This window comes from Klebsiella sp. GN_Kp190 (assembly GCF_040061795.1).
Classification (GTDB): Bacteria; Pseudomonadota; Gammaproteobacteria; order Enterobacterales; family Enterobacteriaceae; genus Klebsiella; species Klebsiella michiganensis.
This window is the reverse complement of the sequence record NZ_JBEAFN010000020.1, coordinates 36,611-46,564: the sequence shown is the minus strand read 5'-3', so window position 1 is coordinate 46,564 and position 9,954 is coordinate 36,611. Positions and strand designations below refer to the sequence as shown.

Annotated in this window: 13 protein-coding genes; 4 read left to right on the top strand and 9 right to left on the bottom strand. The window is 56.5% G+C overall.

Annotated features, from left to right (window positions below):
• Positions 1-87 precede the first annotated feature (87 nt).
• Complete coding sequence (locus tag ABLU67_RS13760; protein ID WP_014229454.1) at positions 88-1,287, bottom strand: MFS transporter; 1,200 nt, start codon at positions 1,285-1,287, stop codon at positions 88-90.
• A gap of 108 nt (positions 1,288-1,395) precedes the next feature.
• On the opposite strand from ABLU67_RS13760, the gene ABLU67_RS13755 reads away from it, so the two are divergent.
• Complete coding sequence (locus ABLU67_RS13755) at positions 1,396-2,352, top strand: AraC family transcriptional regulator (protein ID WP_014229455.1); 957 nt, start codon at positions 1,396-1,398, stop codon at positions 2,350-2,352.
• Here ABLU67_RS13755 and ABLU67_RS13750 read toward each other — a convergent pair.
• From ABLU67_RS13750 to ABLU67_RS13720, 7 genes are read right to left on the bottom strand one after another with little or no spacing between them, the layout of a single operon-like run.
• A complete protein-coding gene (locus ABLU67_RS13750) occupies positions 2,349-3,137 on the bottom strand; it encodes a pyrroline-5-carboxylate reductase dimerization domain-containing protein (protein ID WP_187228210.1) in 789 nt (262 codons plus the stop codon). The genes ABLU67_RS13755 and ABLU67_RS13750 overlap by 4 nt on opposite strands.
• Positions 3,138-3,149: 12 nt before the next feature.
• Positions 3,150-3,905, bottom strand: a complete 756-nt coding sequence (locus ABLU67_RS13745; protein ID WP_187228211.1) for a VOC family protein — start codon at positions 3,903-3,905, stop codon at positions 3,150-3,152.
• On the bottom strand, positions 3,893-4,432 hold the full coding sequence (locus ABLU67_RS13740; protein WP_032749052.1) for an L-2-amino-thiazoline-4-carboxylic acid hydrolase: 540 nt from the start codon (positions 4,430-4,432) through the stop codon (positions 3,893-3,895). Before ABLU67_RS13740 ends, ABLU67_RS13745 begins: the two co-directional genes overlap by 13 nt.
• Before the next feature lie 4 nt (positions 4,433-4,436).
• Positions 4,437-5,279 (bottom strand): transporter substrate-binding domain-containing protein, encoded by an 843-nt coding sequence (locus ABLU67_RS13735; protein WP_049082671.1) that lies wholly within the window; start codon positions 5,277-5,279, stop codon positions 4,437-4,439.
• Positions 5,269-6,021 (bottom strand): amino acid ABC transporter permease, encoded by a 753-nt coding sequence (locus ABLU67_RS13730; protein ID WP_038424548.1) that lies wholly within the window; start codon positions 6,019-6,021, stop codon positions 5,269-5,271. The genes ABLU67_RS13735 and ABLU67_RS13730 overlap by 11 nt, the downstream gene beginning before the upstream one ends.
• 9 nt (positions 6,022-6,030) lie before the next feature.
• On the bottom strand, positions 6,031-6,729 hold the full coding sequence (locus ABLU67_RS13725) for an ABC transporter permease subunit (RefSeq protein WP_032749050.1): 699 nt from the start codon (positions 6,727-6,729) through the stop codon (positions 6,031-6,033).
• 8 nt (positions 6,730-6,737) lie between these two features.
• Entirely contained in the window at positions 6,738-7,478 is a 741-nt protein-coding gene (locus tag ABLU67_RS13720; RefSeq protein ID WP_004102264.1) for an amino acid ABC transporter ATP-binding protein, read from the bottom strand.
• A gap of 331 nt (positions 7,479-7,809) precedes the next feature.
• On the opposite strand from ABLU67_RS13720, the gene ABLU67_RS13715 reads away from it, so the two are divergent.
• Positions 7,810-8,019, top strand: coding sequence for a YdgH/BhsA/McbA-like domain containing protein (locus ABLU67_RS13715; protein WP_004102265.1), 210 nt, complete (start codon positions 7,810-7,812; stop codon positions 8,017-8,019).
• Between the two features lie 71 nt (positions 8,020-8,090).
• Positions 8,091-8,279 (top strand): hypothetical protein, encoded by a 189-nt coding sequence (locus tag ABLU67_RS13710; RefSeq protein ID WP_004134116.1) that lies wholly within the window; start codon positions 8,091-8,093, stop codon positions 8,277-8,279.
• A 43-nt stretch (positions 8,280-8,322) separates the two neighbouring features.
• Here the strand turns inward: ABLU67_RS13710 and ABLU67_RS13705 are convergent, their stop codons facing one another.
• Positions 8,323-8,598 (bottom strand): VF530 family protein, encoded by a 276-nt coding sequence (locus ABLU67_RS13705; RefSeq protein WP_109240395.1) that lies wholly within the window; start codon positions 8,596-8,598, stop codon positions 8,323-8,325.
• Between the two features lie 271 nt (positions 8,599-8,869).
• Here ABLU67_RS13705 and ABLU67_RS13700 point away from each other — a divergent pair, with 271 nt between their 5' ends.
• Positions 8,870-9,898 (top strand): isopenicillin N synthase family oxygenase, encoded by a 1,029-nt coding sequence (locus ABLU67_RS13700; RefSeq protein ID WP_049103861.1) that lies wholly within the window; start codon positions 8,870-8,872, stop codon positions 9,896-9,898.
• Positions 9,899-9,954 lie beyond the last annotated feature (56 nt).

Here is a 9,954-nt window from a genome sequence, read left to right as displayed (position 1 = left end):
GTCACGGCATATTCCCCGGGTTGCGGCGTAAACGCCTTACCCGGGCTACGGGTTAACAGCAATCTGCGGCCCTGTAGCCCGGTAGCCCTACTCCTCGCTCACGACTGGCTTGACTCTTACCGCAAACAGCACTATCACCATGGCGCTGACCAGCAGCACGCCGCTGCCGACAAAAACGCCGCTCGCGCCGTTGAGATCGAATACCGCACCGCCGCCAGCCGCACCGGCGCTAATCGCCAGCTGAATAGACGCCACCAGCAGGCCGCCCGCGCTTTCAGCTTCATCCGGCACCGTGGTGGCAAGCCAGGTCGACCAGCCCACCGGCACCAGACCAAAAGCAAAGCCCCACATCGCCACCAGCAGACCGTCCAGCAGCGCGACGTGACCGAACGTTACCATCATCAGCGCCAGCACGCTCATTGCCAGCGGCACCAGCGCCAGCGTCAGGCGCAGGCTTCGGGCCAACAGATGTCCGGCAATCGAGGTGCCGATAAAGTTCGCTACCCCAAAACCGAGCAGGATCAGAGAAACCCCTTCGACGCTGGCCTGCGCCACGGTTTCGAGGAACGGACGCAGATAGGTAAAGAAGGCGAAGTGGCCGCTGAAAATCAGGATTGTCGCGAGCATGCCGCCAATCATACCTGGCCGACGCAGCACCTTAAACAGGGTAGCGAAGCTGCCGACGCTCTCCGGACGCATGGAAGGCAGAACCCACAGCTGCCAGAGCAGCGCAACCACGCTCGGCAGCGCACAGATAAGAAATACGTTGCGCCAGCCGATCAGCGCGCCGAAATAGCTGCCCAGCGGCGCGGCAACCACCGTCGCGATGGAAACGGCGGAAAAGATAATCGCCAGCGCTTTCGGCACCATCGCCGCCGGAACCAGACGCATGGTGGTCGCGGTCGACATCGACCAGAAGCCGCCGATGGCGATCCCCAGCAGCAGGCGCCCAAGCAGCAAAAACTCCAGCGAACCGGCGAAGGCCACCATCATGCTGGAGATAATTTGCAAAACGGAGAAGAACATCAGCACCCAGCGGCGGTCAATATTTCGCGTCGCGGTGGTGATCAGCAGCCCGGTAACTAACGCCACCAGCGCCGTCGCGGTCACCGCCTGCCCCGCCATACCTTCGCTAACGCCCAGGCTTGCCGCCATCGGCGTTAACAAACTGGCAGGAAGAAACTCGGCGACAATCAGGCCAAACACCCCCAGCGCCAGCGCATAGACGGCGCGCCACGCGGGCCTGGCGTTGGTCTGGCTCTCTTCAGCTGCAATGCAGGAACTCATAAACATCTCTCCAGAACAATTAACATTTCGTTAAGGTTAGGCGGTTCTGTTCGGACGATCTATGATGCATACTCCTTGATTATTGATAATTCGTCCGGGAATGATGTTATGACTCAGCACGCCCTCGATCTCACCAGCGAACTTCTGCGCGGCATGCGCCTTTCCGGCGTCAACTACCGCCGCATCGAAACCTCCCGTCCTTTTGGCGTCGAATTCGGCTTCGTACCTGGTAAAGCGCAGTTCCACTTTATCAGCCGGGGACCGGTACTGCTGCGCATGGTCAGCGGTCAGCGCCTGATGCTGCAGAGCGGCGATGCGCTGTTTATTCCGAACGGCGATGGTCACGTGCTGCTCTCCGATGACCAGGCAACGGTGGTTAACGTGTCCAGACTGCCCAGCGAACCGGTTTGCGGCTCGGTAAGCTGCGTCAAAAACGCCTGCGACGACGCGAAAAGCGACAGCGCCATTATCTTCAGCGCCTGTATGGACTTTGAGCTGGGCGGTATGCAGCCGCTGGTCAAAGCGATGCCCGAAGTGATGCTGGTCAGCAGCCTGCTGACCAGCCGTCCGGAGATCCCGCCGATGCTGGCGGCCATGGAACGCGAAAGCCTCACTCGACAGGCGGGCTACGCCGGCATTCTGGCGCGGCTGGCCGATGTGGTCGCCGCGCTGATTGTCCGCGGCTGGGTGGAGTGTGGCTGCGGCAACGCCACCGGCTGGGTACAGGTGCTGCGCGATCCTAAGCTGGCTAAAGCCATTTACGTTATGCATCAGCAGCCGGGCATTAACTGGAAAGTCGAGGATCTGGCCCGAGAGGCGGGAATTTCACGTTCGGTATTTGCTGAACGCTTCCTCTCCGCCACCGGCACCACGCCCGCCCGCTATCTCACCGAGCTGCGTATGCGCCTCGCGGTGCAGTACATTTCCCATGAGGGTCAGGCGCTGGAAAAAGTGGCCTTCAGGCTGGGGTACAGTTCTCATGCCGCCTTCAGCCGCGCCTTTAAACGCATTATCGGAAAGGCGCCGGGCGCGCTGCGCGATCTGTCGCGGGAAGAAGGATTTTAGCACTGTCCCAGTTCACGGGTGCGCCTGACCGCCGCCAGTACGCTGCGCTGAAGCCCAGCGGCAAAATCGCTGTTGTTCAGCTCATACAGACCGTGGATCCCGACGCCCGCCGGGGAGTTGTTGATATCCAGAAGCTGGCGCGGATGCTTTTGGCTTTGGCGCAGCATCTCGACCGCGCCGAGCAGGTTTTCCAGCACCACCTCCGTTGCCTGGGGCCGCGGCAGCCCCGCCAGTACGCCGGCATCGGTAAGGGACTCAATAAAGTAGTAAATATAGTTAGGGCCCGCGACGCCAAAGCCGGTAAAGATATCGATCAACCGCTCAGGCAGATACAGCACTTTGCCAAAGCCGCGCAGAAACGGCTCGATCTCAGCCGCGCTGGCGTGGGGGTTTAAGGTCACGCCGCTATAGCCAAATCCGGTATCGGTCAGGGTATTGGGGATCGCCCTGGCAATCGGCGTTGCCGCACCAAACAGGGAGGCCAGCTTTTCCAGGGTCACCCCCGCGATCAGAGAAACCACCGTCGTCGAGCCGTTTAGCTGCGAGCGCACGCGGTTCGCCACCCCCGCCAGATCGTCCTGCGGACGGATCCCCAGCACCAGCAAAGCGGCTTCGTTTACGCCACCGTCGCCCGACAGCCGATAACGGGCGCGCAGAGCCTCGACTCGCGCGCTGTCGATATCCTCCAGCGAGATCGCGTCCGCCCGCAGCGCACCGTGGCTTAATGACGCGCGAATAATCGCCTCCGCCATCTGTCCGGCGCCAAAAAAATGGACCCTGGTCATGAGTCTTACTCCTTATTCAAAAAGATATTCGCCGTTGCCAACGCGAAAGCGTCGGCCTTTGAGCGCCGGGTCAGCAACGCGAAACACCAGTTCAGTCAGTTGGTTCGCCGCGCCCTGACGGAAAAGAAACTCTCGACCGCCCACCGCCAGCCCCTGCTCGCCTTGCGGGGCAAAGCCAAACAGCAGCTGCCAGCGGTCGCGCACCGCCTGAGGATGCTGTACCGTGAAAACCGCGCGCTGCAGTTCAATCTCCCCCAGAGGATGCGGCGCAGCGAGACCCTGTGCCTGCAGGCGGCTCAACCGGGCGTCATCCTCTTCCCCCCATTGCAGAATAAAGGGATAGACCAGGCCGTCAAAATCGCCGTCAATGGTGAAGATCCGCCAGCGGATAACGTTGCCCTGCGGATCGTCGCGCTGGCCGTTGACGATCGGCGAAACCCGCAGGCCCTGCTCGTGCAACTCCGCATGCGTGCGCTCAATATCGTCGCTACGCAGCGCCACCCGATACAGCGCTTCATTATCCGGCAGCAGCCGCGACGCATCCCGGGAGAGTAAAAACTTCTCCGCGGCGGAAAGCAGCTCTGCATCATCGGCAATCGCCAGAAATTCGATATAGGTCAGGCCGAAATAGCTCAGCGCATTCCTGGTCCCCCAGCCCGGGTGGTGTCCACCGGCCACCGCGTTGAGCTGTTGCCCGCTCAGCGCCTGAATCGCCGCTTCCGGCTGATTAACAAACTGGACCGCGTGGTCCCACGTTAAGATTGCCATTCGCCCTCCCGCTCCTCTGCCTGATAAAAACGCAGCCGACAGGCGGCATCGCCGCGAGCCAGCGCGGTCTGCACCTCTAAATGCAGCCCCGGAAACGCGTCGGTTAGCGCACGATCGCCTTCCATGCAGATATCGCACAGCGTCTCAATTTCGCTGGCGCCTCGCCCCTGCTGCCGCCAGCAGTTGACATAGGGACAGTAGTGAAACAGGACGATAAATTCGGCCCGGCTGGCGCTAACGGGCTCCATCTCATAAACCTGAGATTCCAGACCGCGGGTAAACAGCCCGGCAAACTCCTGCAAATCTTTTCGATCGCGCATTTGCGCGCGCAGCTTATGCCCGATATCGCGGCCATAGTGGCGTATTGCTTCACGGACAGAATCATCCGCGATATGGCGTTGTCGGCTTTCGTCCAACAGGTAACCGATCGTTGCCGCGCGTTTTTCAGTAATGGCGCGCAGCGCCAGGGTCACCTCATCGTTTAAGGTGGCGGCGTTATGCGCCGGTTCCGAGCTTATTTGCGTCATGCGCTTATTCCCAGTCGGTATTCACTTTCACGTCGCTGGCGCCCGGCAGGGCATACACATCTTCGGCGTACCATTTCCGCGAGAGCTCAGCGAGCGTGCCGTCCTTTTTCAGGGCAACCAGCTGCGCGTCAATCGCTTTGATTAGCTGCGGATCGGTATTTTTTTTATACAAATAGACGTTAGGAAACAGGCCGACGGAATCCGACGCTTTCAGATTAAGATTTAGCGCCTTATTTAACGCCAGCAGCGCGCCAATGGGGTAAATCGCCGCATCGTATTCCCCGGAAGCTACCGCTTTAAAGATATCGGCGGCGGACTGCTCGCCGTTGGGCTGCAGGTTAATTTGTTGGCCTGGATGTTTTTTATTGTAGTTTTCAATCACCGTATAACGGGCGTCGGAGGTATGAATCGGCACCAGCTTTTTCTTCCCGCTGGCGAGATCGCCGAGATTATGTATATCGTTCTCATCGTTACGCACAATCAGGCGCAAATCGCTGATCCCTGTCGGCTCGCCGGAGTGGTCGTATTTTTCCGCCCGCTCTTTGGTGAGATAAAAGTGATCCGCCGCGAGGGTATAGGCGCCGGTCGATAGGCCGACGATCATCGCATCGCGCGAGACCGCATTAAAATGAAACGTATAGTCGGTTAAACGCTGGTCCAGCACCTTTAACAGGTCGCCATCGTAACCGGTAATATTGTTGTTATCGTCAACAAAGCTAAAGGGAAAGCCGTTAGCATTGACGACAACCTCAACCGTTTTCGCGTTTGGGCTTTTTTCAACCGCCTGCGCGGCGTTCATTCCCATTGCCAACGCCAGCGCACTCACCAGTAAAATTTTATTTTTCAAAATACCTTCCCCAAAATGATAACCGTGAAACACTCTTTTCTGCGTTTCCTTGCCAGCGGGCGCTCAGAAACCTTTCTGCACTGCGCAATGCTCTGGCAATCGCCAGGCACAGCACGATATAAATCACCAGCACGACGCAGTAGGCTTCGACAAAATGAAACCCGCGCGCGGCGGCGATATTGGCTTTCGCCATCAGATCAACAACGGTGATGGTGTAAACCAGCGAGGTGTCTTTAATCAGATCGATCAGCACGCTGGTAAAGTTCGGCAGCGCGGATACCGCCGCCTGTGGAAAAATAATGCGTCGGAACTGCGTGAATCCGCTTAGCCCGATTGACCATGCGGCCTCGCGCTGCCCCTTATCAACCGCATTCCATCCCGCGCGAAAGGTTTCGGCGAAATAAGCGCTGAAGATCAGCGACAGCGCGGTGACCGCCGCCGCCAGCGGCGAGAGTTTATAGCGGTACATCGTGTCCTGCGGGCCGCCGAACAGCCCGGCGGCAATCCACGGCCAGACGTAAAAAAAGAAATACAGCATCACCAGGACCGGGACCGAACGGCCAAAGGAGAGGAATACCCTCGCCAGCCATTGAACGCCGGGTACCTGACGAATAATCGCCCACGCCAGCGCTGCGCCCAGCAAAGTGGAAAACAGTAAGGATAATAACGTTATCGTCAGGGTGACCGGCAGCGCGCTTAAAATAAACGTAAAATTGTCGCGAATGAACGCCAGGCTAAACATGTTAATTTATCACTCCAGCAGGAACTGATATTTCTTTTCAATACGAGTGGTAAAATAGAGAATAATACTATTCAGCACCCAGTAGACGATAATAACGCTAATAAATGCCGCGACTTGTTTCGCCCCGTAGCTATTTTGCGAAATCTTTTGTGCCCGCCCAAAAACATCCACAATACCAATAATATTGACCAGCGAGGTCATTTTCACGAGATTAATTAAAAGATTGCCAAAGACGGGAATAGCAATAATAAGCCCTTGGGGGAAAATAATCCGCCGTATTCCCTGATGCCAGGGAATATTCAGGCTGATAATGGCCTCTTTCTGGCCGCTATCCACCGCGCGCCACGCTGAACGCATCATTTCTGCAAAGTAGGGACTGATGCTGACCGAAATAGACAGCACCGCAAAGGTGGTATCGCTAATCCACAGCGGCGGCAGCGCCAGCGCGGTCAAAATTAATTTGCCGCCGAAGAAAAACAGCAGGATCAGCAGCGCCAGAGGCGCGCCGCGCAGAATGTCGGTATACCCATTTGCCGCCGCGCTGAGCGGCCTAAAGCGGCTAAACTGCAGCAGCACAATCAGCAGCGCGATCGTTAAACCAAGCAGCAGCGACGCCAGCGTTATACCGAGGGTCACGGGTAAATTTTCCAGCAGCTTCGGCACTATTCCGGCGATATCCGGCCAGCTAAACAGTGGGTTATTGTTCATCATCAGCCTCAGGCATGATAGTGCAGTTGTGCAAGAAACGCCCGGGTTCGGCCCTGCTGCGCCGCGCCAAATATCTGTTCCGCCGGGCCCTGTTCAACGATTTCGCCGTTTTCCATAAATACCACCCGGGAAGCGACCTGACGGGCGAACGCCATTTCGTGGGTCACGATGATCATCGTCTGGCCCGCGGCAGCAATGGTCTGAATAAGCTCCAGCACTTCACCGACTTTTTCCGGATCCAGGGCTGAGGTCGGTTCATCCAGCAGCAGAACGGCGGGGTTAATGGCCAGCGCCCGCGCAATACCGATACGCTGCTTTTGGCCGCCGGAGAGACTGTGCGGATAGTGGTCTTTTTTATGCAGCAACCCCACCTGCTTTAAGAGTCGTTCAGCAATAGCCAGCGCCTCCTGCCGCGGGCGTTTTTTAGCGTATATCAATCCTTCGGTAATATTTTGCAGTGCGGTGAGGTTATGAAAAAGATTCCACGATTGAAAAACCATAGCGGTTTTTGACCGTAGTTTTTCAATCTCCTTTTTTCCCGCTTTTGCGCAATCCAGCGCCACATCATCTATTCTTATTTGCCCGCTATCGGCAGGCTCTAAGAAATTAAGCGTACGTAATAGCGTGGTTTTCCCCGAGCCGCTGGGGCCAATAATGCAAATAATCTCGCCGGAATGAATGCTGAGCGATACCTCTTTTAGCACTCTTTCACCGGAGAAGCTTTTACTGATCTTATTGAGCGTTATCATAATGAGATATTCGTGAATAATGATTATTTGCCGCACATCGGCATTTATTGCTGTACAAAAACTATATTGCCGCCGTTCAGATGATAGCAAACAAGAAAATCATCTATCGAAAGTCAAAAAATAACTTTTTATATATTTGTTATGACAATGAGGCTTGATTGTAATCAAACCTTATTTGCAAAACAGGATTGCGGTAACCGATACTTCATTCAAATTTATTGAATAATGAGAGCAAATTGTTTCGATTTTAATCATCGCGTCGTCGGCCTATTATTTATCACATCGGGGCAAAAACGCTCCAACACTGACAAAACGCTTAAGGAATACGACCATGAAATCCATCAAAACTTTCGTTGCAGTTGCCGCACTCTCTATGATCTCTTTCGGTACGTTTGCGCAGAGCATCAGCGCCAGCGCTTCCACACTGGACCGCGCAGAAGCCAAAATTGCCGCTCAGGCCGCAGAGCAAGGCGCCTCTTACAAAATCACCAGCGCTCAGTTCAATAACCGCGTGCATATGACCGCAGAACTGACGAAATAAAATTTGAAACATTGCCGGGCCGCCGGAAGACACAGGCGACAGCGACAACACGATGAAATAAGGAACAGAATATGAAAAATATCGGCGTAGTCACCGCACTGCTGTTAGCCGCTACACTTTCGTCCGGGGCGATGGCCGCAGAGAATAGCTTTGCGCGTCCGGAGGCAGGTTCGAATATCGACACGTCCGTGCATCAGAATCATATTGATGTCAGCCATGCCTTTGATAAAGAGAGCCTGACCGCAGGCAATCTTCAGTAACACACAGCCCCCGGGGCGCGCGGGTAATTATCCGCTGCGCGCCCTACTTTTTCTGCCAGTGTGCCCACGGATTATTCGCCGGCGCTTCCGCTCTTGCCGTATCGGTATCGGACAACGAATCGATATACAACGCTTCCACTTCTTTACGCGCCCACGGCGTGCGGCGTAAAAACTTCAGGCTCGACTTAATACTCGGCTCGCTTTTAAAGCAGTTGATGTTGATGCGTTTCGCCAGTTCGGCCCAGCCATATCGCGCGACCAGCGCGTTTAACAGCGCTTCCAGCGTGATGCCGTGCAGAGGATCGTTTGGGTGCTGCATTGCGTCTCTTTACCTGAATTAAAAATTTTGCTCACCATACTGGCTCCCGACGCCAATCGCAACAGCCCCGCCTCCCCCTTATCCAAAATTCGCAAAAGCACAGAACCCTCCACGGTCATAAATTAGAAAAGAACGTTATTGGTTGATTATTTTCGCTTAAGGCAAGCTGGCTTCAACCACCCGACTGAGGAATCGATCATGCGCTGTTGTTGTCCCCGAACCCTGAATCTGAATCGACGAAAACACCTGAATACCGCCTTCGGAGAACACAATGAACGCGACAACCTTACCGATACTGGATCTGGCCCGCTACGCGGACCCCGCTGAAAAAGCGGCGTTTCTCGCCGACCTGCGCCACGCCGCCCGCGATATCGGTTTCTTTTATCTGATCAACCACGGCGTCGATGAGTCGCTGCAGCAGGCCGTGCAGCAGCAATCCCGCGCCTTTTTTGCCCTGCCCGACGATCAAAAGCAGAGGGTGGCAATGATTCACTCTCCGCATTTTCGCGGCTACAACCGCGCCGCTTCTGAATTAACCCGCGGTCAACCCGACTGGCGCGAGCAGTTCGATATCGGCGCCGAGCGCCCGGCCCTGCAGCTTAGCGAACGCGCGCCGCGCTGGCAGCGCCTGCAGGGGCCGAATCTCTGGCCAGAGGCGTTGCCCTCACTCAAACCCACATTACTGACCTGGCAACGGGAAATGACCCAGGTTGGGATCACCCTGCTGCGCGCCTTCGCCGAAGCGCTGCGCCTGCCGCTGGATGCCTTCGATGGCCTGTATGGCGATAAGCCCAATGAACATATCAAGCTGATCCGCTATCCCGGCCAGCAGGAGACCCAGAGCGCCCAGGGCGTTGGCGCGCATAAGGACTCCGGCTTCCTCAGCTTCCTGCTGCAGGATGAGCAGAAAGGATTGCAGGTCGAAGTCTCCCCTGACCGCTGGATTGACGCGACCCCGCTGGCGGGCAGCTTTGTGGTGAATATCGGCGAGCTGCTGGAGCTGGCAACCAACGGCTATCTGCGGGCAACGGTGCACCGGGTCGTTTCGCCGCCTGCCAACCAGCAGCGGCTGTCGATCGCTTTCTTCCTCGGCGCCCAGCTGGATGCCGTGGTCCCCGTCTACACGCTGCCCGACGAGCTGGCCCGCGAAGCCCTCGGACCGGATAGCGACCCGCAAAACCCGCTGCTGCGCGAGGTGGGCTGGAATTACCTGAAAGGGCGTCTGCGTTCGCATCCTGATGTCGCCGAGCGCTACTACCAGGATGTTTTTCGCGAACGCGCCGAGCAATTGATCGTGTAGACCCTAAATAATTCGGGTTGCAGGACAACGCACATGCAATTTGAAGTATGACGGGT

What these genes read in the sequence shown, in the direction of transcription:
- ABLU67_RS13730 (WP_038424548.1), bottom strand. Translation starts at nt 6,021, where the DNA reads ATGTTTAGCCTGGCGTTCATTCGCGACAATTTTACGTTTATTTTAAGC.
- ABLU67_RS13740 (WP_032749052.1), bottom strand. Translation starts at nt 4,432, where the DNA reads ATGACGCAAATAAGCTCGGAACCGGCGCATAACGCCGCCACCTTAAAC.
- ABLU67_RS13705 (WP_109240395.1), bottom strand. Translation starts at nt 8,598, where the DNA reads ATGCAGCACCCAAACGATCCTCTGCACGGCATCACGCTGGAAGCGCTG.
- ABLU67_RS13755 (WP_014229455.1), top strand. Translation starts at nt 1,396, where the DNA reads ATGACTCAGCACGCCCTCGATCTCACCAGCGAACTTCTGCGCGGCATG.
- ABLU67_RS13710 (WP_004134116.1), top strand. Translation starts at nt 8,091, where the DNA reads ATGAAAAATATCGGCGTAGTCACCGCACTGCTGTTAGCCGCTACACTT.
- ABLU67_RS13745 (WP_187228211.1), bottom strand. Translation starts at nt 3,905, where the DNA reads ATGGCAATCTTAACGTGGGACCACGCGGTCCAGTTTGTTAATCAGCCG.
- ABLU67_RS13750 (WP_187228210.1), bottom strand. Translation starts at nt 3,137, where the DNA reads ATGACCAGGGTCCATTTTTTTGGCGCCGGACAGATGGCGGAGGCGATT.
- ABLU67_RS13760 (WP_014229454.1), bottom strand. Translation starts at nt 1,287, where the DNA reads ATGAGTTCCTGCATTGCAGCTGAAGAGAGCCAGACCAACGCCAGGCCC.
- ABLU67_RS13725 (WP_032749050.1), bottom strand. Translation starts at nt 6,729, where the DNA reads ATGAACAATAACCCACTGTTTAGCTGGCCGGATATCGCCGGAATAGTG.
- ABLU67_RS13700 (WP_049103861.1), top strand. Translation starts at nt 8,870, where the DNA reads ATGAACGCGACAACCTTACCGATACTGGATCTGGCCCGCTACGCGGAC.
- ABLU67_RS13720 (WP_004102264.1), bottom strand. Translation starts at nt 7,478, where the DNA reads ATGATAACGCTCAATAAGATCAGTAAAAGCTTCTCCGGTGAAAGAGTG.
- ABLU67_RS13715 (WP_004102265.1), top strand. Translation starts at nt 7,810, where the DNA reads ATGAAATCCATCAAAACTTTCGTTGCAGTTGCCGCACTCTCTATGATC.